Here is an 18,700-nt window from a genome sequence, read left to right on the forward strand (position 1 = left end):
GACGCCCTGGGTGCGAACCCAGGGCGTTTTTGTTTGGGTGTTAGGCCTAGGCCGCCTGAAGGCGCTCCAGCACCAGCGGGTGCAGTTCCTGGTTGGCCGCCAGGATCGAGACGCCGTCGACCGGGTTGCCGTGCTCTTCAATGGTCGAGACCTTGCCGCCGCTCTCGGTGACCATCAGCACGCCGGCCGCCACGTCCCACGGCTTGATGTTGCGTTCCCAGTAGCCGTCGAAACGGCCGGCCGCGACCCAGGCCAGGTCCAGGGCCGCCGCGCCGAAGCGGCGCACGCCGGCGACCTTCTGGCTGACCTGGTGCAGCTCCTTGAGGAACTGGGCGTGGCCGGGCTTGCCCAGGAACGGCACGCCGGTGGCCAGGATGCTCTCGTCCAGGTGACGGCGGGCGGCGACGCGCAGGCGCTTTTCGGCGCCCAGATAGGCGCCCTTGCCCTTTTCGACCCAGAACAGGTCGTTGGTGATGGGGTTGTAGGTGACGCCGGCCACCACTTCGCCCTCGCGCTGCAGGGCGATGTTGACCGCGAAGTGCGGGATGCCGTGCAGGAAGTTGGTGGTGCCGTCCAGCGGGTCGACGATCCAGGTGTGGGTCTTGTCGGTGCCCTCGATCATGCCGCGCTCCTCGCCCAGGAAGCCGTAGCCGGGACGGGCCTTTTCCAGGATCTCGAAAATCACCTGCTCGGCCTTCTGGTCGGCGGCGGTGACGAAGTCGGCGGGGCCCTTCTTGGACACCTGCAGCTCGGTGACTTCGCCAAAGTCACGGGCCAGGCCGCGTGCTGCTTTACGCGCAGCGTCGATCATCACGTTCAGAAGGGCGGAAGCGGTGGCCAAGGCAGGTGTTCCTCATAGTTCCCCCTGCGCGGCGTCAAGCGAGTGACGGCGGGGGATATGCGTGCGGGCGGATAGAAAGATCGGGAAAGTGGGCGCGATACCTAGTCGCCCACGCCGCCGAAAGCAAGGCGAGGGGATTTTGTCGCTGGGCTAACCGTTCGGCCGTTGTTGCCGCAGGAGGACGTGGCGGACCACCCAGGCGATCGCGCCCAGGGCCGCCAGGGCGAACGTCAGGACCAAGCCGACGACGATCCAGGTCGCGATGCGGTTGATGTCCTGCGGGACGGCGTCGGTGGTTCCCGGCGGCATCTTGATGGTCACTTGGATCGTGAAGAGCGGAACGATCAGGTAGAAGACAACGACCAGCGCGAGGAAGGCCAGGCCGACGAGTTTCCACTTGGTCCGCATGGTTTCTGTCTCCCCCGAGGCGCCCCGCAGGTTGGCCGGCTTCGCGGCGTCCGGCAACTATCCAGAATTTCACGCCGTCATGTCACATCCCTCGCACCCGCCTCGTCCTGTCTCCAAACGTGGAGGATGTGGCGATGCGATGGGTGAAATGGGTCTTGCCGGCGATCCTGGCGATCAACGGCGTGGTGATGCTGCTGGCCCCGGCCTGGTGGTATCCGCGCGTGCCGGGGGTGCTCGAGACCGGGCCGCTGAACGCGCACTTCGTACGCGACATCGGCGCGGCGTTCCTGGCCTGCGCCCTGGCCATGGGCTGGGCGCTGAAGGACCCGGCGCGCGGCCTGGGCCTTGCGGTGGTCTCGGCGACCTTCCTGTGTCTGCACGCGGCGATCCACCTGATCACGCCCTTCTGCGGGACCAGCCTGCCATGGCCGCTGCTGGCCCGCGACTTTCCGGGCGTGTTCCTGCCGGCGATCATCAGCCTGCTGGTGGTGCGCGCCTGCGTTCGGCGCCAGAAGGTACGGGCATGAGCGAGCAGGATGCGATCTTCGAGGAACGGCGGGGGGCGATGACGGGCCTCGCCTACCGCATGCTGGGCTCGCGGGCCGACGCCGAGGACGTGGTGCAGGACGCCTGGCTGCGCTGGCGCGGCGTCGAGGCCGGCGAGGTGGCCAATCCGGCCGGGTTCCTCAACAAGGTGGTCACCCGCCTGTGCCTGGACCGGCTGAAGTCGGCCCGGGCCCGCCGCGAGGTCTATGTCGGCGAGTGGCTGCCCGAGCCGGTGGTCGACGAGGACAACGAGCGCCTTGGGGAGCGTCTGGGCGAAGACTTGTCGGTGGCCTTCCTGCTGGCCCTGGAGCGACTGACCCCGCTGGAACGCGCCGCCTTCCTGCTGCACGACGTGTTCGACGCCCCATTCGCCGAGGTGGCCCGCACCCTGGGGCGCACCGAGGCCGCCTGCCGCCAGCTGGCCGCTCGGGCCCGCGAGCACGTCAAGGCCGGCAAGCCGCGCTACCGTCCCAGCGCCGAGGAGGAACAGCGCCTGACCAGCGCCTTCCTGGCCGCGGCCCTGAGCGGCGACGAGACCACCTTGCGGGGGATCCTGGCCCAGGACGTGGTCATGCACGCCGACGGCGGCGGCCTCGTCAGCGCCAACCTCAATCCGGTGTTCGGCCTGGACAAGGCCGTGCGCATGCTGCTGGGCATCAAGAAGAAGTGGCCGGCCCCCGAGGGCACGACCGCTCGCCTGGCGCGGATCAACGGCGCCCCCGGCCTCGTGCTCAGCCACGACGGCGTGGTGTTCCAGACCATGGGCCTGGAGATCACCGACGGCCGCATCGCGGCGGTCTACACGATGCGCAATCCGGAGAAGCTGGCGCGGTTGAACAGCTGAGAGGCCGAGCCTCGAAGGACGCACCGAGTCGACCGGCCCCTAAGGCAAGGCCACCTTCGGCAGGGTGTCCTTGGTCTCGCAGGCCACGCGGCCGGCGCCGCCAACGGCGCCCTTGATGTCGTCGACCTTCTCGCCCTTGCGCCAGCCCTTGGGCAGGCCCTGGTCGCCGGTGAAGTCCATGCCCAGGTCGATCCACTTGTCGGCGGCGCAGTCCAGGGCGAACAGCATGATCGGCCCCTTGCTGGCCGGCCAGGCCTTGTAGGGCCCGTTGGGCTTGCCCTCTGCGATGCGCACGACGATCAGGCCGGACGTCTCGTCCAACCGCATGAAGTCGGCGTCGTAGAAGGTTTTCGCCTCGCCGGGGGCGGGCTTCCAGGTTTCGGCCTGGGCGCAGGTCGCCACGGCCAGTACGCCAAGCACACACAGACCAAGCCGCCGCATGGGCGTCCTCCCCGCTTCTTATCGTTGGGGGGAGGCTACGCCCGCCAAGCTTGACCGGCAAGTTCCGCGAACGGCGTTATCCGCCGCGCGCCGCCAAGCGCGCTTCAAGCCCCTCGGCGATGGCCGCGTTGATCGCCGCGACGCCCGCCGCCGGACCGCCGGCGTGCTTCCAGACCCCGGCCGAGACGGCCAGGAAGTCGGCGCCCGCCGTGGCGAGAGCGGCGGCGTTGTCGGCGGTGATCCCGCCGATGGCCACCGAAGGGACCTCCATCGTTTCCTGCCAGATCGACAGGATCTCCGGATCGGCGGTGGTCGGGGCGTCCTTGGTGGTGGTCGGGAAGAAGGCCCCGAAGGCCACGTAGTCGGCCCCGGCCTCGGCGGCCTCCATGGCCAGGTGGCGGCTGTCGTGGCAGGTGACGCCGATCATGGCGTTCGGCCCCATGATCTTGCGGGCGTCCTTGAAAGGCGTGTCGCTCTGGCCGACGTGGACGCCGTCGCAGCCCAGCCGCGCGGCCAGGTCCGGACGGTCGTTGAGGATCACCGCCACATCGTGGGCGCGGGCGATCGGAGCCAGGGCCTGGACGGCGGCGGCGACAGCCTCGTCCGAGACGTCCTTCAGGCGGATCTGCAACGCGGCCACGTCGCCGGCCTCCAGGGCGGCGGCCAGGTCGCGGCCGAACGCGGCCAGGTCGTCCAGAGCGGGCGGGGTGATCAGATAGAGGCGGCAGTCGGTCATGGGGGGCAATTACGCCGATTTGGCCCTAACGGCTACGGTCGGGGACAGGCGCATGCGCCTGTCCCCATTTGTCGCACTGCGAGTCAGTTGCAAAAGCTTAGCGCCTCAGCTACATGAGAATGACAATCATTCGGCGGGACTTGCTTCCTTGTACGTCTGCAACTGTAACGGCATCCGCGAGCGCGAAGTGCGCGCCGCCATCGACGCTGGGGCCACCCGCCCGGCGGAGGTGTTCCGTCACAAGGGTTGTCAGGCCCAGTGCGCCAAGTGCGTCTGCGAGATGCGCCAGATGATCCAGGACAGCCGCGAAGCTCTGGCCTTCGCCGCCGAATAGGCCGCGAAACACTCCAAAATCGGCAATCGAGAAGCAGTCTCACGCTTTTCCGTGAGGCTGAGAAACACTTGCAGACATAGCGGTTGAAGCCGCCTGGACGATAGATCAGGGTCCCCTCGATTATTCGAATCCTGAGGAGACCCGCCATGCAAGGCGATCCCGGCATCATCCGGCTCTTGAACGCGGTGCTCACCAACGAGCTGACGGCGGTGAACCAGTACTTCCTGCACGCGCGGATGTACGACAACTGGGGCTTCAAGCGCCTGGGCAAGATCACCTACGACGAGTCGATCGGCGAGATGAAGCACGCCGACAAGCTGATCAACCGCATCCTGTTCCTGGAAGGCCTGCCCAACCTGCAGGACCTGCACAAGCTGAAGATCGGCGAGACCGTGCCCGAATGCCTGGCGTCCGACCTGTCGGTGGAAGTCGGCGGCCGCGAGACCCTGATCCCGGGCATCATCCAGTGCGAACAGGCCCGCGACTATGTCAGCCGCGAGCTGCTGCGCGAGATCCTGACCGACACCGAGGAACACATCGACTTCCTCGAAATGCAGCTGGGACTGGTCAAGGCGCTGGGCGAGCAGAACTACCTGCAGAGCGCCGTGGGCGAACTGCCGGCTTAAGGCTTGGGCGGAGGGACGCCCCCTCCGTCGGGCTTCGCCCGCCACCTCCCCCGTTTCACGGGGGAGGAGAGGCTGATCCGCTTCCTCCTCACCCGCGAAGCGGGGGAGGTGGCGCGATGCGAATACGCATCGTGACGGAGGGGGCGTCCTCTGGCTCTAGAGTCCCCGCACCATGAACACCCGGGCGGCCTCATCCAGCCCGCGGGCCAGATGCTCGGCCCGGATCGCCGCCATGCCCGGCGTCAGCGCGTCCACCTCCACGAACCCCAGCCGCCGATAGTAGGGCGCGTTCCACGGGATCTCGCGGAAGGTCGACAGCGACAGGCCCACCAGCCCCGCCTCCCGCGCCCGCGCCGCCACCGCGTCCAGCAGCGCCGCGCCGATCCGCCGGCCCGCGAAGGCCGGCAGCACGTCCAGCTGCTCGACATAGGCCCGGGCCTCGACCGGCCGGAACATCACGAACCCCGCGACCGTCCCGTCCTCGACCGCGACGATCACCCCGCCGTCGGCGATCCGCGCCGTCAGCACCGCCGCCGGGCTGGACTCGTCGGCGGCCAGGGCGTCCATCAGCCCGACGAAACGCTGGGCCGAGGCGCGCTCGAGCGACCGGATCGTCTCGATCTCCTGGAGCCGGGCGGGCCGCGAAATGATCATGCCGAACTCACAAACCGTTGCGTCGCCCGGGAACCAAGGTCCAGCTAGGCGGGTTACAAGCAAGTTTAGCGAGGAGTACCGTCATGCATATCCCGAACGGCAGATCCCACGGGAGGCGGGCTCACGCCGGCCGCGAGTCGTTCGAGATCGACATGAAGGCCGACACGCCCAGCAGCGCCAGCGCCCAGCTGGTCCTGGGCCTGGCCCTGGCCGGCGGCGCGATCCTGGCCTCCACCCTGCTGGGCCGCCGCCACGAAAAGATGATCGACGACGAGGAATACGCGGTCGGTTACGCCGAGATGCACGAGCCCGTCGCCCATCAGCCCAAGGCCCTGACCAGCCTGATCCTGCCGCCGTTGTTCATCGCCATGACCCTTTCGGGGCTGCGCATCTGGAACGCGCCGTCCAGCCCCACGCGCACCCGGGCTCTCACCCTCTGGAGCCTGGTCCAGGGCTTCAACGCCCTCTGGTTGGCCCTCGGCGCCAAGCGCGTCGGGGGACAGCTTGGCGCGGCGACCGCGTCCCTGGCCGCCTCGGGCGCCTACGCCCTGCAGGCCCGCAAGCTGGTGGCCCCGGCCTCGGGCTTTTCCAGCCCGTATCTGGGCTGGCTGGGCTTCGCCAACGCCTTGACCGAGGAACTGTGGAAGCGCCCGCGCCGCGTGACGGTCCACTGATCTAACGCCGTTCAGCGGCCGTTCAGGCGGCCAAGCTTTAGCTCCCCGCAAGCCACGCTTCGGGGAGCTTTCGCATGCGCCGTCACCGTATTCGAGGATTGGGGATCCTGGGAGTCGCCGTCGCGACCGCCGCGCTGGCCGGCTGCGCCACCATGAGCAAGGAGGCCTGCCTGCAGGGCGACTGGGCGGGCGTCGGCTTCAAGGACGGCGAGGCGGGGCGTCCGCAAAGCCGCCTGGACGAACACGCCAAGGCCTGCGCCAAGACCGGGGTGGTCCCGCAGGCCGCGCCCTATTTCGCCGCCCGCGACCAGGGGCTGAAGCTCTATTGCACCCAGGATCGCGGCTTCAGCGAAGGGCGTTTCGGAAACGCCTATGCCGGGGTCTGCCCGCAGGGGCCCGAGCGCGGCTTCCTGGTCGGCTATGCCGACGGCCAGCTGGTCCACGCCGCCGTCTCGCGGCTCAGCCAGGCGGAGTCCGACCGGTCGAGCGCCGACGCCCGCGCCGAGAAGCGCGACCGCGAGGCCCGGGGTGTCGAGGACGAGCTGAAGAACCCCAAGCTGAACGAAGAGCAGACCCGCGAACTGCGCGACCGCCTGAACCGCCTGCGATCCGAACGCCGTCAGGCGGTCGAGGACGGCCGTCGCGCCGAATGGGCCGCCCGCGACGCCGAGCGCGAGGTCGACGACCTGCGGCATCGCTTCGGGCCGCGGTATGGGGGCTGGTGAGGCTGGACGCCCCCTCCGTCACGATGCGTATTCGCATCGCGCCACCTCCCCCGCGTTGCGGGTGAGGAGGATCGTGTTCGTTCTCCTCACCCGTGAAACGGGGGAGGTGGCGGGCGAAGCCCGACGGAGGGGGCGTCCTTCAGCGGAGGCCCAGCACTCGGTCCAGGCTCCACTTCCCGCCGCCCTTGGCGACCAGGAACAGCAGGATCGCCGCCCACGACAGGTGGGTGCTCCAGGCGTCGGGATAGACGAACACCTCGATCACCAGAGTCATGCCCAGGAAGGCGAGCGCGGAGAGCCGCGTGAACAGGCCCAGCACCAGCAGGATCGAGAACAGGTGCTCGCTGTAGGTCGCGATGTGCGCGGCGATGTCCGAGGGGATCAGCGGCAGGCGGTATTCGTCGGCGAACAGCGAATAGGTCCCGTCGGTGATGTGCAGGATCCCGTCGACCTTGGTGCGGCCCGACAGGAAGAACACCGAGGCGATCCCCAGCCGCGCGACCAGGCTCAGGACGCCGTCGGGCAGGGCGCGGTGCGCCAGGGCGGCCAGACCGTCGAACGGACGGCTCCAGGGGCGCGAGGCGGCGGGGATGTCGGTCACGTGGGATCTCCAAGGTCGAGGCCGCTGAACACGCCGTCGGCGATCAGGGCGGCGAAGAGGGCGGCGAGGTCGGCGGCCGGATCGGTTTCGGCGGCGGCGGTGATCGCCGCGCCCAAGCTGGCGCCGTCGCGGGCGGCGGTCAGGAAGGCGAAGCCGGCCCGGTCGAGCAGACGGCTGCGCACGGTGTCGTGGGGGCGGACGATCAGCACGCCTTGCGGATCGTCGGCCAGCACCATCTCGCCGGGCTCCGGCTCTCGGGCCGCCAGCCACAGGCCGGGCAGGCCGCTGTCGAACCCGGCGAAGGCCAGGCTGGGATGCAGGCGCGGGCGGGCGGCGGCCAGGACGTCCGGCGCCAGGGCGAAGGCTTCGGCGGCCAGCGGTTCGGCTTCGGGCGCGAACAGGGCGGTGGTCCACAGCCGGTCCATCTGGGCCATGGCCGGCAGATAGGGCAGGTCGTCGGCCGGCGGGAAGCGGCTCAGCCAGTCGGGGAAGGCCTCGCCATAGGCCGCCAACGCGGCGCTGGCCGGCGGATGCTCGGCGGCGAACAGGGCGGCGGCGGCGCGGAACCAGTCGTCGCCGACCAGGCTGGCCACGGTCGGGAAATTGGCCGCCAGGGCGTCGACGCAGCCCTTGGCGATGGTGTTGCGATAAACGGCCAGGCCGGGCGGCTGGTCCGCGTCGTCCGGCAGCCAGGCGGTGATGGGCGCGGCGGTGCGCCCGGCCAGGGCCGTGACGAAGGCGTCCTGGAAGCGGCCCAGCTCAGACATGGGCCGGCTCCCGCTGGAGCAGGCCGTGCGCCCGGTCCCGTTCGGCCATCAGCACGGCGAAGGCCGGAATGTCGTCGTCGCGCTCGATCAAGGTGGGGCGTGGGCCGACGCGGTCGATCAGGCGGCGGTACAGGGTCCAAACGGTCTCGGCCACCGGCGCGTCGTGGGTGTCGATCAGCAGGCTTGAGCCGCCTTCATCGACGCCATGGCCGGCCAGGTGGATCTCGCCGATGGCGTCGGCGGGCAGGGCGTCCAGATAGGTCTCGGCCGCGTAGCCCAGGTTGCTGGCGCTGACGAACACGTTGTTGACGTCGACCAGCAGGCCGCAGCCGGTGCGGCGGGTCAGTGCGATCAGGAAGTCGGTTTCGTCCAAGTCGTGGCCGGTCAGCGGCAGGTACAGCGACGGGTTCTCGACCAGGATCGTCCGTCCAAGGACGTCCTGCGTGCGGCCGATATTGGCGGCGATGCGGTCGAGGGCCGCGCGGGTGCGGGGAAAGGGCAGGAGGTCCGGTTGGTGGACGCCGCGATGGGTGCTCCAGGCCAGGTGTTCGGAGACCACGAACGGCTCGAACCGGTCGGCCAGGGCCTTCAGGGCGAGGAGGTGCGCCGGGTCCGGATCGGCGTCGGCGGCCAGGGACAGGCCTACCCCGTGCAGCGACAGCGGATGCTCGGCCCGGATCGCCTCCAGCCACCGCAGGCGCGGCCCGCCGGCGGCCATGTAGTTCTCGGGATGAACCTCGAACCACAGGCCCTCGGCGTCGGCCGCCAGGGCGTCGGCGTAGTGCTGCGATTTGAGGCCGAGGCCGGCGGTGGGGGGCATGGGAAGGGTCTTCAAATATCACCCACGTCCGTCTTCCCGGCGAAGGCCGGGACCCAGATTCATCCTGGGCGGCTCGTGGGTTTCATCTGGGCCCCGGCCTTCGCCGGGGAGACGGGAGAAAAGCGCCGTCCCGGGGCGGTCCGGGACGGCGCGTTCAGTCTTACGCCTTCGGCGCGGTCAGCGAGCCCGTGCCGTTCGGGGTCTTGATGCTGGTGCAGGTGCCCTTGGCGACCTTCTTCCAGGCGTCGGCCTGGTAGTCGGCTTTCGAGGTGCCCGCGCAGCTGGTGCCAGCGCCGGCCTTGCAGTCGTTCTGGCCGGCCTTGGCCACGCCGTAGCACTTTTCGGTTTCGACCTTGGCGGGCTTCATGTCGTCGCGGGCCATGGCGGCGCCGGCGCTGAGGGCGAATACGGCGGCGAGGGCGAGAGCGGGGGTCTTGTTCATGGCGGACGTTTCCTTCGTCTGGGTCTGACCGGGCCCGGCGCCGTTCGTCGGCCCGTCCTGCGCGGTCAAAGGGGAGTTACGGACGGGTGCGGCGAAAGGTTACACCGGTATCCGAACAAAAAAGCGGCGCGCCGAAAATCACCGGACCCGGTTCTCGCCCCCGCTTTCCGGTTCGAGCGACGCGGTGTAACCATCGGCCCGTCTCGCGCGAACAAGGGGGAGGCGTGACGGATACCGAAGCCGCCCTGAAGGCGCTGATGCTGCTGGGCCTGGACGGCGACGCCCCGGCCTATCGGCTGTTGCTGTCGCAACTGGGCGGCCGGCTCCGCGTCTATTTCGAGCGCCGCATGCGCGACGCCCCCGGCGATGTGGAGGACCTGGTGCAAGAGACCCTGATGGCGGTGCATACGCGGCGCGCGACCTATGATCGCGCCCAGCCGTTCACCCCCTGGGCCTTCGCCCTGGCCCGCTACAAGCTGATCGACCACTGGCGCCGCCGCAAGGTGCGCGCGACGCTGCCGATCGACGACTATGTCGAGGTCCTGGCCGCCTACGCCCCCGAGCCGGGCTCGGCCATGGACCTGGACCGCGCGCTGGCCAGCCTGCCCGAGCGCCAGCAAAGGCTGGTGCGCGACGTCAAGATCGAGGGCCTCAGCCTGGCGGAAGCTGGCGACCGGGCCGGCGTCTCGGAAGGCGCGGCCAAGGTCGCCCTGCACCGAGCGCTGAAGAGCCTCGGAGAAAGGATGCGTGGCCGTGCGGACGGATGATCTGATCGATCAACTGGCGGCCGACCCGCGCGCCATTCCCGCCGGGGCGGTGCAGCGCCGCTTCCTCGGCGTGGCCGTGGCCGGGGGCCTGGCGGCCCTGGTGCTGCTGCTGGTCTGGCTGGGGACGCGCCAGGACCTGGCCCAGGCGATGACCGGCCGGATGTTCTGGATGAAGGCGACCTACACCGCCCTCCTGGGCGTGGCCGGTTTCTGGGCCCTGGAGCGGCTGGCGCGGCCCGAGGGCGTGCCGAAAAGGGCGCTGCTGTTCGGGGCCCTGGTGCTGGCGCTGTTCGTCGGCCTGGGTTTCGGCCAGTGGCTGGCCGCCGACTGGGAGCACCGCCGGATGATGATGCGCGGCCATTCCTGGACGGTCTGCGCCCGCAACATTCTGATGCTGGCCCTGCCGGGCCTGGCCGCCTGCCTGCTGGTGCTGCGCGGCATGGCCCCGACCCGTCCGGCCCTGACCGGCTTCGCGGCCGGCGCCTTCGCGGGCGGCGTGGCGGGCACGGTCTACGGCCTGGCCTGCGCCGAGAGCACGATGGTGTTCGTGGGCACCTGGTACACGCTGGGCGTGCTGGGGACCGGGCTGCTGGGGGCGGTGGTCGGGAAGTGGGCGTTGCGGTGGTAGTGGCTCACTGACTTGCCCCCACCTGACCGCTTCGCGGTCTGTCCGCCCCCATAGGGGGCGGAGCCTTCAAGCGCGGCGCGGCTCTTCCCCCTGTGGGGGAAGACGACCGCGAAGCGGTCCGTAGGGGGCAAGTGATCGCCACCCTACGGTTTGACGCTTAGTCCTTCGCGCGTTCCTGGTACGAGCCGTCCTCGGTCAGGATGATCACCCGGGTGCCCGCGGCGATGTACGGCGGCACCATGGTGCGCACGCCGTTGCTCAGGATCGCCGGCTTGTACGACGACGAAGCGGTCTGGCCCTTCACCGACGGTTCGGTCTCGACGATTTCCAGCGTCACGGTGCGCGGCAGTTCCAGGGCGATCGGCGCGTCGTTGTGCGTCGACAGGACGACCGTCATGTTTTCCTGCAGATAGGCGCCCAGGTCGCCGATCACTTCTTCCGAAGCCACGAGCTGGTCGTAGCTTTCCGGGTTCATGAAGTGATAGCCCTCGCCGTCCTTGTAGAGGAACGTGTGGTCGCGCTGGTCGACGAAGGCGCGCTCGACCTGCTCGGTCGTGCGGTAGCGTTCCGACACCTTCACGCCGTCCGAGATGCGGCGCATGTTCAGCTGGGTGACCGGCGTGCCCTTGCCGGGGTGGATGTTTTCGGCGTTGAGGACCACGTAGAGCTTGCCGTCCATATCGACGACGGAACCCTTCCTCAGCGAGCTGGCGGCGACTTTAGTCACTTAGTGCGTCCTTGATCCCAGCGGCCCTGGGCCGCGCGAATTGCGTTAGATATCGCCCTCCTATAGCGATCCTCGCCAAGTTCGCCAGCCCCCGACCTGGGATCCCTCGTGCCGACAGCCTCTCCTTCGCCCTGGTGGCGGCCCGAAAACCACGCCGACCGGCGGCCGTTCCTGCTGGCCCGCAACCGGATCAAGGCCGCTTTTCGAGCCTGGTTCGAGGAACGGGACTTCCTGGAGGTCGAGACCGCGGCCCTGCAGGTCTCGCCCGGCAACGAGGCCCATCTGCACGCCTTCGAGACCGCCGCCCTGACGATCTCGGGCGAGGCCGCGCCGCTCTATCTGCACACCTCGCCGGAGTTTTCCTGCAAGAAGCTGCTGGCGGCGGGCGAGCGGCGGATCTTCGACTTCGGCAAGGTCTGGCGCAACCGCGAGCGCGGGGCGCTGCATCATCCGGAGTTCACCATGCTGGAATGGTACCGGGTCGACGCGCCCTACCAGACCCTGATGGACGACTGCGCGGCCTTGCTGGCCCTGGCGGCGGAAACCGCGGGGACGCTGGAGTTTCGCTTTCGCGGTCATGTCTGCGATCCGTTCGCCGCGCCGGAGCGGGTGACGGTGGCGCAGGCCTTCGAACGCCATGCGGGCGTCGACCTGCTGGCCTCGATCGGACCTGGCGGCGAGACCGATCGCGACGTCCTGGCGGCCTCGGCGCGCGCCGCCGGGATCCGCGTGGCCGACGACGATACCTGGGCCGACGTGTTCAGCCGGGTGATCGTCGAGAAGGTCGAGCCGAACCTGGGGATCGGCCGCGCGACCATCCTCTGCGAATACCCGACCGCCGAGGCGGCCCTGGCCCGGCCCAAGCCTGGCGACCCGCGCGTGGCCGAGCGGTTCGAGCTCTATGCCTGCGGCGTCGAGCTGGCCAACGCCTTTGGCGAGCTGACCGACGCCGGCGAACAGCGCCGCCGGTTCGAGGCCGAGATGGACGAGAAGGCCCGGGTTTATGGCGAGCGCTACCCGCTGGACGAGGACTTCCTGGCGGCCCTGGCGATCATGCCCAACGCGTCGGGCTCGGCCCTGGGCTTCGACCGCCTGGTGATGCTGGCGGCGGGGGCGTCGCGGGTGGACCAGGTGCTGTGGACGCCGGTGGCTGACGTGAACCCTCTCCCATAGGGAGAGGGTTCAATTTGCGCGCGCCGCCTCAATGGGCCATACCGCCGGCCTCATGACGCCCGCCCGCACCCTTCGCAGCGCCGCCGCGCTGGCCGACGCCGGCCTGATCGCTCCCGAGCGGCTGCCGGCGCTCGAGGCGGTGGCCGCGCGCTATGCGGTGGCGATCACCCCGGACATGGCCGAGCTGATCGACCCGGCCAACGAGTCCGACCCCATCGCTCGCCAGTTCGTCCCCAGCGAAGCCGAACTGGACGAGAACCCCGGCGAGGTCGCCGACCCGATCGGCGACGAAGTCCACAGCCCGGTCGAGGGGATCGTCCACCGCTACCCCGACCGCGTGCTGCTGAAGCCCACCCACACCTGCGCGGTCTATTGCCGGTTCTGCTTCCGCCGCGAGGTCGTCGGCCCCGAGGGCGCGGCCAATCTGTCGCCCGAAAAGCTGGACGCCGCCTTCGCCTATATCGCCGCCCACCCGGAGATCTGGGAGGTGATCGTCACCGGCGGCGATCCGCTGGTGCTGTCGCCGCGCCGCCTGCGCGACCTGGGCCAGCGGCTTGCGGCCATCGACCATGTGAAGATCGTGCGCTTCCACACCCGCGTGCCGGCGGTCGATCCGGCGGCGGTCACCGACGAGTTGGTCCAGGCCCTGAAGGCCAGCGGCAAGACGGTCTATTTGGCCCTGCACGCCAACCACGTGCGCGAGCTGACCGAGGCGGCGCGGGCCGCCTGCGCCCGGATCATCGACGCCGGGATCCCGATGCTGAGCCAGACCGTGCTGCTGAAGGGCGTCAACGACGACCCCGAGGCCCTGGGCGCCCTGATGCGCGGCTTCGTCGAGACCCGCATCCGGCCCTACTACCTGCACCATGGCGACCACGCGCCCGGCACCGCCCACCTGCGCACCAGCGTCGAGGAAGGCCGCGCCCTGATGCGCGCCATTCGCGGCCGGTTCTCGGGCCTGTGTCAGCCGACCTATGTGCTCGACATCCCCGACGGCCACGGCAAGGTGCCGATCGGTCCCGACTATCTGGCGGTCGACGGCCAGGTCGAGGACCCGAACGGCGGGGCTCACGCCTATCCGCCGAAGGGCTAGGATTTTGAGCGGCCGGTGGGCGAATTCCTCGTCCTTCGACAGGCTCAGGATGAGGAATTCGAGTTCGCCCGCCGTAGCAAAGTAGCCCTCATCCTGAGCTTGTCGAAGGACGAGGGCGGCTCCGCGGGCGACGACCGACGCACCACCTAGGCCGCGACCGCCTCGCGCGCCGGCGCTTCGCCGGGCAGCGCCCGCCCATACCGCCGGGGCGAAACCCCCATCACCCGCTTGAAGGCCGTGCTGAAGGCGCTTTCGGACTCGTAGCCCAGCGACAGGGCGATGACCGAGACCGGGTCGGCGGAATGGGCCAGGCGGTCGCCGGCCAGCAGCATGCGCCAGCGCGCCAGATACTCCATCGGCGAGGTCCCGACCGTCTCCTTGAACCGCTTGGCGAAGGCCGAGCGCGACATGCCGACCCGCTCGGCCAGGGCCTGCAGGGTCCAGCGCTGGGCCGGGTCCTGGTGCAGGGCGCCGATGGCGACGCTCATCTGCTTGTCGGCCAGGGCGAACAGCCAGCCGACACCGCCCTTAGTTCCCTCGGCCAGGTGCAGGCGCAGGGCCTGGACCAACATCATGTGGGCCAGGTGCTGGGCCATCAGTCCGCCGCCGGGCTGACGCTCGCGCAGCTCCTGACCCAGGCGCCGCATCGACCAGCGCAGGGTGGCGCGATCGGCCTCCTCGCGGATGTGGACGATGGGCGGCAGGCCGCCCAGCAGGACCTTGGCCTGGTCGCCGCTCAGCAGAAAGTGGCTGCCGGCGATGAACACGTCGCCGCCGCCGTTGATCGAGCGGACATCGCCCTCGCGCGGCTGGGCCAGGAACACCTTGGCGTCGACCGGCGGCAGGGACAGATCGCTGGTCAGCCGGAAGGGCCGCCCGGTGGCCAGCAGGAAGCAGTCGCCGCCCTGCAGACGCACCGCCTCGGCCGCGCCCTCCACCGACAGCCAGCAGGTCCCCGACACCACGGCGTAGCACTTGATGCCGTCGTGGCGCGGAAACTGGATGGACCAGTCGCCGCCCATGTCGAAGCCGCCATAGACGTAGCTGCGGGGCTTCAGCAGCGACAGGACGTCGGAAAGCGGATCCATGGGCTGTCCTGGACGATCGCGAAGATAATGCGGACTTCATAGCATGGATCGTCCTTTCGCGATCCCCTATCTCCTCCCTGCCGGTTCGCCAAGGCATGGGGCCGGCGCAGTCAGGAGAGATCGCGATGCGAGTTTTCGTCACCGGCGCCACGGGTTTCATCGGTTCGGCCGTCGTCCAGGATCTGATCGGCGCGGGCCACCAGGTGGTCGGTCTGGCGCGTAGCGACACGGGCGCCCAGGCCCTGGCGGCCGCCGGCGCGGAGGTCCTGCGCGGCGACCTGGAGGATCTGGACGCCCTGAGCGCGGGCGCCGCCGCCTCGGACGGGGTGATCCACACCGCCTTCATCCACGACTTCTCCAAGTTCGCCGAGAACAGCGCGATCGACCGGCGAGCCATCGAGACGATGGGCGAGGCGCTGGCCGGCTCGAACCGGCCCCTGGTGGTCAGCTCCGGCGTCGCCCTGCTGGCCCCCGGGCGGGTGTCGACCGAGACGGACGCTCCGCCCGCCGCGTCGCCGGCGCCGCGCGTCTCGGAACAGACGGCGATGGCCCAGGTGGAGCGCGGGGTGCGGGCCAGCGTGATCCGGCTGGCGCCCTCGGTGCACGGCGACGGCGACCATGGCTTCGTGCCGATCCTGATCGGCATAGCGCGCGCCAAGGGCGTGTCGGCCTATGTCGGCGAAGGCCGCAACCGCTGGCCGGGCGTGCACCGGCTGGACGCGGCGACCCTGTACCGGCTGGCGCTGGAAAAGGGCGAGGCCGGCGGTCGCTATCACGGGATCGGCGAGGAGGGCGTGGCCTGCCGCGACATCGCCGAGGTGATCGGCAAGCGCCTGGGCCTGCCGGTGGTCTCCAAGTCGCCCGAAGAGGCCGGCGAGCACTTCGGCTTCCTGGGCCACTTCTTCGCGGTGGACTGCCCGTCGTCCAGCGCCCTGACCCAGGCCGAACTAGGCTGGCGTCCGACCCGGCCGGGCCTGTTGGAGGACCTGGACCACCCGCGCTATTTCGGGGGGTGATCGGGACCTGACAACAATCCCGTCTCCCCGGCGAAGGCCGGGGCCCAGGTGAAACCCCCGAGCCGCTCAGGATGAATCTGGGTCCCGGCCTTCGCCGGGAAGACGGAATTTAAAGGCCTAAGCCAGCGCTTCTCCATCCTTGTGCGGATCCAGGTTCCGTGTCGGCGCCAACACCTCCGCGGTCGGCGTACGCGCCCCCAGCCGGTCGATCAGGTGATCCCCCACCCGCATGGCGTTGGCCACCGTGGTCAGGGTGGGGTTCACGGCGTTGGCCGAGACGAAGAAGCTGGTGTCGACCACATAGAGGTTGTCCAGCTCGTGGGCCTTGCAGTCGCGGTCCAGCACCGAGCTCGCGGGATCAGCCCCGAACCGGGTCGTGCCGCACTGGTGGGCGGTGCCGTACAGCGGCAGCAGCGAGTCGAATTGGAAATGGTGCTGCGACACCGGGTGGGCGTGGTCGACGAAGCCGTCCAGCGACGACCGCAGCGTCTTCACCAGCCGGTCGTGGCCTTCCAGATTGCCGAACGTGTAGTCCAGCGAGATGCGGCCGTCGGCATTGAGCCGCACGCGGTTGTCGGCCTGGGGCAGGTCCTCGGAGATCACCAGCATCGACAGCATGCGGTCGGCCGCCGCGCCCGACAGGGCGTCGGGCACCAGGGCCGGCGGCAGCCAGTCCTCGACCTGGCCCTCCAGGGTCTGGCCCGACATGTATTCCAGCAACTGGATATGGCCCATCGGCAGGTCGTAGCCGCCGCGCGGATCGCCCCAGTAGAAGTCGTTGACCGCCAGGGTCTTGGGGAAGGTGATGTCCTGCCGCCGGGCGGTCAGCGAGACCATGGCGGTGGAGTTGTGGAACATGTAGTTGCGGCCGACCTGGTCCGAACCGTTGGCCAGGCCGTTCGGGTGGGCGGCGTTGGCCGAGGCCTGCAGCACCACGGCGGTGTTGGCCGCGCCGGCCGCCAGCACCACGATGTCGCCGCTCCAGCGCTCCTCGCCGTGCTCGGCCTGGCAGACCACCTCGGTGACGGTTTTGCCGGAAGGATCGGTCTCCAGCCGCAGCACCTTGCGCCCGGTCAGCAGGGTGACGTTGGGCAGGTCCATCAGCGGCTCGACCGCGATGCTGCGCGCGTCGGACTTGGCCTTCAGCAGGCAGGGATAACCGCCGCAGGTCTTGCACTTGATGCAGGTGGAGGTGACCGGATGGGCCTGGTCCAGCTTGACGCCCAGCGGCAGGGAGAACGGCCGCCAGCCCTGCGTTTCCCAATGGCCTTTCAGAGCCGCCACGCCGGGATCGTGATGGACGGCGGCGTAGGCGTAGGGCGGCTCGTCGCCGTTCTCGGTCGGGTCGTCGCCGCGCGCGCCGTGCACCTGCCACAGGGTCTCGGCCTCGGCGTAGTAGGGGGCCAGATCCGTCAGGCTGATCGGCCAGGCCGGCGAGATCCCGCCCGCGTGCTTCACCTCGGTGAAGTCGCGCCCGCGCATGCGCATCAAGGCCGCGCCGTAGAAGCTGGTGTTGCCGCCGACCCAGTAGTGGGTGTTGGGCGTGAACGGGCGCTTGTTCTTGTCGTACCAGCGCTCCTGGGTGCGGTAGCGGCGCTGGATGAAGACCGCCTTGGGGCTCCAGTTCTCGGCCTCGCGCGGGATGTGCTCGCCGCGTTCGAGGATCAGGATGGTCTTGCCGGTCGGGGCCAGCCGCTGGGCCAGGGTCGCCCCGCCCGCGCCCGAGCCGATGATCACGATGTCGAAGCGCGTCGCCATGGGATGTCCAAGACTGGAGGGGCGGAAAACGGGATCAGTCGGCGGCCAGGTGGTACTTGGCCGAACCCTTCATCAGGCCCCAGCGGACCAGGCCCTGGGGCAGGTAGTGCAGCAGGGTCGCGGCCACGGCGTTGTGCCAGCCCGGCACCACGACGACCTTGCCGTGGTCGTTGGCCTTCAGGGCGGCGGCGACCACCTGGTCCGGCGTCTGGAACAATCGGCGTGGGGCCTCCGCCATCACCGCGTCGGTGCCGTTGGCGCTGGCGAACTCGGTCTGGGTGAAGCCCGGGCAGACGGCGGTGATCTTCAGACCGGCGGCGCGGTACTCGGCGTCCAGCGCCTGGGTCAGCTTGATCATCAGGCTCTTGGCCCCCGGATAGAGGGTGTGGCCCGCCACCCCCGGCGCGAAGCCGGCCAGGGAGGCGACGTTGATGATCCGGCCGCCGCCGCGCGCGACCATGTCGGGGATCACCCCGTGGGCCAGGCCGCACGCGGTGACCACCAGGGTCATCAGGAAATCCTGCTGTCGCGACCAGGGCACGTCGTCGAAGCTCTGGGCGATCGAGAAGCCGGCGTTGTTGACCAGCACGTCCACCCGCCGCCCCCGGGCCGCGACGGCGTCCAGCACGGTCTGGTTGGCGCCCAGCACCGACAGGTCGGCGGGCAGGGCGAAGGCGGTGACGCCGTGGCGAGAGGACAGCTCGGCGGCCAGGGCTTCCAGCCGGTCGGCGCGGCGGGCGACCAGGGCCAGGTCGTGGCCGCGCGCCGCCAGGGCCCGGGCGAAGGCCTCGCCGATGCCGGACGAGGCGCCGGTGACCAGGGCCAGCGGGCGTTCGGAAGACGAAGCGGTTTCAGCCATAACCCGTCTCCCGAGGCCTTGCCCACAAGGGACTATAGCCCTCCGACCTCGCCGGCATAGGGCGCGCGAGCGAAGGCGTAAAAAAGGCCTCCCGGGGCGAACCCGGAAGGCCTTTGTCGTCTCGTCGCAAGA

24 protein-coding genes and 1 pseudogene are annotated in these 18,700 nt (G+C 69.8%); 11 read left to right on the top strand and 14 right to left on the bottom strand.

Translation table 11 applies throughout. The features are described 5' to 3' along the window. Window positions 1-46: 46 nt before the first annotated feature. Both G3M62_RS03685 and G3M62_RS03690 read right to left on the bottom strand, forming a co-directional pair. Window positions 47-841 (bottom strand): inositol monophosphatase family protein, encoded by a 795-nt coding sequence (locus G3M62_RS03685; RefSeq protein ID WP_165184816.1) that lies wholly within the window; start codon window positions 839-841, stop codon window positions 47-49. Between the two features lie 150 nt (window positions 842-991). Next, window positions 992-1,249: a hypothetical protein gene (locus G3M62_RS03690; protein ID WP_165184817.1), complete on the bottom strand. Its 258-nt coding sequence runs from the start codon at window positions 1,247-1,249 to the stop codon at window positions 992-994. Window positions 1,250-1,383: 134 nt separating this feature from the next. Here G3M62_RS03690 and G3M62_RS03695 point away from each other — a divergent pair, with 134 nt between their 5' ends. After that, window positions 1,384-1,776 carry a hypothetical protein gene (locus G3M62_RS03695; protein ID WP_165184819.1) on the top strand — a complete coding sequence of 131 codons (393 nt, stop codon included), beginning with the start codon at window positions 1,384-1,386 and terminating at the stop codon, window positions 1,774-1,776. Then, window positions 1,773-2,639: a sigma-70 family RNA polymerase sigma factor gene (locus tag G3M62_RS03700; protein ID WP_165184820.1), complete on the top strand. Its 867-nt coding sequence runs from the start codon at window positions 1,773-1,775 to the stop codon at window positions 2,637-2,639. Before G3M62_RS03695 ends, G3M62_RS03700 begins: the two co-directional genes overlap by 4 nt. Before the next feature lie 39 nt (window positions 2,640-2,678). On the opposite strand, the gene G3M62_RS03705 is transcribed toward G3M62_RS03700, so the two are convergent. Both G3M62_RS03705 and thiE read right to left on the bottom strand, forming a co-directional pair. Continuing rightward, window positions 2,679-3,080: a hypothetical protein gene (locus G3M62_RS03705; protein WP_165184822.1), complete on the bottom strand. Its 402-nt coding sequence runs from the start codon at window positions 3,078-3,080 to the stop codon at window positions 2,679-2,681. 76 nt (window positions 3,081-3,156) lie between these two features. Continuing rightward, a complete protein-coding gene (thiE, locus tag G3M62_RS03710; protein ID WP_165184823.1) occupies window positions 3,157-3,816 on the bottom strand; it encodes a thiamine phosphate synthase in 660 nt (219 codons plus the stop codon). A gap of 148 nt (window positions 3,817-3,964) precedes the next feature. Between thiE and G3M62_RS03715 the strand changes: the two genes are divergently transcribed. Beyond that, entirely contained in the window at window positions 3,965-4,150 is a 186-nt protein-coding gene (locus tag G3M62_RS03715; protein WP_165184825.1) for a (2Fe-2S)-binding protein, read from the top strand. Window positions 4,151-4,296: 146 nt separating this feature from the next. Further along, window positions 4,297-4,776, top strand: coding sequence for a bacterioferritin (gene bfr / locus G3M62_RS03720; RefSeq protein ID WP_165184826.1), 480 nt, complete (start codon window positions 4,297-4,299; stop codon window positions 4,774-4,776). 156 nt (window positions 4,777-4,932) lie between these two features. On the opposite strand, the gene G3M62_RS03725 is transcribed toward bfr, so the two are convergent. Further along, window positions 4,933-5,430, bottom strand: a complete 498-nt coding sequence (locus G3M62_RS03725) for a GNAT family N-acetyltransferase (RefSeq protein ID WP_165184828.1) — start codon at window positions 5,428-5,430, stop codon at window positions 4,933-4,935. An 83-nt stretch (window positions 5,431-5,513) separates the two neighbouring features. Here G3M62_RS03725 and G3M62_RS03730 point away from each other — a divergent pair, with 83 nt between their 5' ends. Both G3M62_RS03730 and G3M62_RS03735 read left to right on the top strand, forming a co-directional pair. Then, entirely contained in the window at window positions 5,514-6,104 is a 591-nt protein-coding gene (locus G3M62_RS03730) for a TspO/MBR family protein (RefSeq protein ID WP_165184829.1), read from the top strand. Between the two features lie 74 nt (window positions 6,105-6,178). Next, window positions 6,179-6,829, top strand: coding sequence for a DUF2799 domain-containing protein (locus G3M62_RS03735; protein ID WP_165184831.1), 651 nt, complete (start codon window positions 6,179-6,181; stop codon window positions 6,827-6,829). 139 nt (window positions 6,830-6,968) lie between these two features. Here G3M62_RS03735 and G3M62_RS03740 read toward each other — a convergent pair whose 3' ends face one another. The 4 genes from G3M62_RS03740 to G3M62_RS03755 all read right to left on the bottom strand — a co-directional run bounded on the left by G3M62_RS03740 (window position 6,969) and on the right by G3M62_RS03755 (window position 9,459). Further along, complete coding sequence (locus G3M62_RS03740; protein ID WP_165184832.1) at window positions 6,969-7,430, bottom strand: DoxX family protein; 462 nt, start codon at window positions 7,428-7,430, stop codon at window positions 6,969-6,971. Further along, complete coding sequence (locus tag G3M62_RS03745; RefSeq protein ID WP_165184834.1) at window positions 7,427-8,197, bottom strand: HvfC/BufC N-terminal domain-containing protein; 771 nt, start codon at window positions 8,195-8,197, stop codon at window positions 7,427-7,429. The genes G3M62_RS03740 and G3M62_RS03745 overlap by 4 nt, the downstream gene beginning before the upstream one ends. After that, on the bottom strand, window positions 8,190-9,017 hold the full coding sequence (gene bufB, locus G3M62_RS03750) for an MNIO family bufferin maturase (RefSeq protein ID WP_165184835.1): 828 nt from the start codon (window positions 9,015-9,017) through the stop codon (window positions 8,190-8,192). The genes G3M62_RS03745 and bufB overlap by 8 nt, the downstream gene beginning before the upstream one ends. Before the next feature lie 160 nt (window positions 9,018-9,177). Next, complete coding sequence (locus tag G3M62_RS03755) at window positions 9,178-9,459, bottom strand: BufA1 family periplasmic bufferin-type metallophore (RefSeq protein WP_165184837.1); 282 nt, start codon at window positions 9,457-9,459, stop codon at window positions 9,178-9,180. 224 nt (window positions 9,460-9,683) lie between these two features. Between G3M62_RS03755 and G3M62_RS03760 the strand changes: the two genes are divergently transcribed. Then, on the top strand, window positions 9,684-10,226 hold the full coding sequence (locus tag G3M62_RS03760; protein ID WP_165184838.1) for a sigma-70 family RNA polymerase sigma factor: 543 nt from the start codon (window positions 9,684-9,686) through the stop codon (window positions 10,224-10,226). Next, window positions 10,213-10,854 carry an NrsF family protein gene (locus tag G3M62_RS03765; protein ID WP_165184840.1) on the top strand — a complete coding sequence of 214 codons (642 nt, stop codon included), beginning with the start codon at window positions 10,213-10,215 and terminating at the stop codon, window positions 10,852-10,854. The genes G3M62_RS03760 and G3M62_RS03765 overlap by 14 nt, the downstream gene beginning before the upstream one ends. A gap of 66 nt (window positions 10,855-10,920) precedes the next feature. Here G3M62_RS03765 and G3M62_RS26870 read toward each other — a convergent pair. Then, a pseudogene (locus tag G3M62_RS26870) lies at window positions 10,921-11,040 on the bottom strand (tRNA (adenosine(37)-N6)-dimethylallyltransferase MiaA); the annotation flags it as partial. Continuing rightward, window positions 11,012-11,581 (bottom strand): elongation factor P, encoded by a 570-nt coding sequence (efp, locus tag G3M62_RS03770; protein WP_165184841.1) that lies wholly within the window; start codon window positions 11,579-11,581, stop codon window positions 11,012-11,014. The pseudogene G3M62_RS26870 and the gene efp, both read right to left, overlap by 29 nt. Before the next feature lie 108 nt (window positions 11,582-11,689). On the opposite strand from efp, the gene epmA reads away from it, so the two are divergent. Then, the gene (gene epmA / locus G3M62_RS03775; RefSeq protein WP_165184843.1) at window positions 11,690-12,754 is read left to right on the top strand and encodes an EF-P lysine aminoacylase EpmA; all 1,065 of its coding nucleotides are present in this window, start codon (window positions 11,690-11,692) and stop codon (window positions 12,752-12,754) included. 52 nt (window positions 12,755-12,806) lie between these two features. Beyond that, entirely contained in the window at window positions 12,807-13,847 is a 1,041-nt protein-coding gene (locus G3M62_RS03780) for a lysine-2,3-aminomutase-like protein (RefSeq protein ID WP_165191182.1), read from the top strand. A gap of 146 nt (window positions 13,848-13,993) precedes the next feature. Here G3M62_RS03780 and G3M62_RS03785 read toward each other — a convergent pair whose 3' ends face one another. Next, window positions 13,994-14,935 (bottom strand): AraC family transcriptional regulator, encoded by a 942-nt coding sequence (locus tag G3M62_RS03785; protein WP_165184844.1) that lies wholly within the window; start codon window positions 14,933-14,935, stop codon window positions 13,994-13,996. Between the two features lie 125 nt (window positions 14,936-15,060). Here G3M62_RS03785 and G3M62_RS03790 point away from each other — a divergent pair, with 125 nt between their 5' ends. Beyond that, window positions 15,061-15,951: an SDR family oxidoreductase gene (locus tag G3M62_RS03790; RefSeq protein ID WP_165184846.1), complete on the top strand. Its 891-nt coding sequence runs from the start codon at window positions 15,061-15,063 to the stop codon at window positions 15,949-15,951. 117 nt (window positions 15,952-16,068) lie between these two features. Here G3M62_RS03790 and G3M62_RS03795 read toward each other — a convergent pair whose 3' ends face one another. Both G3M62_RS03795 and G3M62_RS03800 read right to left on the bottom strand, forming a co-directional pair. Next, entirely contained in the window at window positions 16,069-17,709 is a 1,641-nt protein-coding gene (locus tag G3M62_RS03795; RefSeq protein ID WP_165184847.1) for a GMC oxidoreductase, read from the bottom strand. 34 nt (window positions 17,710-17,743) lie between these two features. Then, window positions 17,744-18,568 (bottom strand): SDR family NAD(P)-dependent oxidoreductase, encoded by an 825-nt coding sequence (locus G3M62_RS03800; RefSeq protein ID WP_165184849.1) that lies wholly within the window; start codon window positions 18,566-18,568, stop codon window positions 17,744-17,746. Window positions 18,569-18,700: the final 132 nt, after the last annotated feature.

The sequence above is a fragment of the Caulobacter soli genome, assembly GCF_011045195.1.
Lineage (GTDB): Bacteria > Pseudomonadota > Alphaproteobacteria > Caulobacterales > Caulobacteraceae > Caulobacter > Caulobacter soli.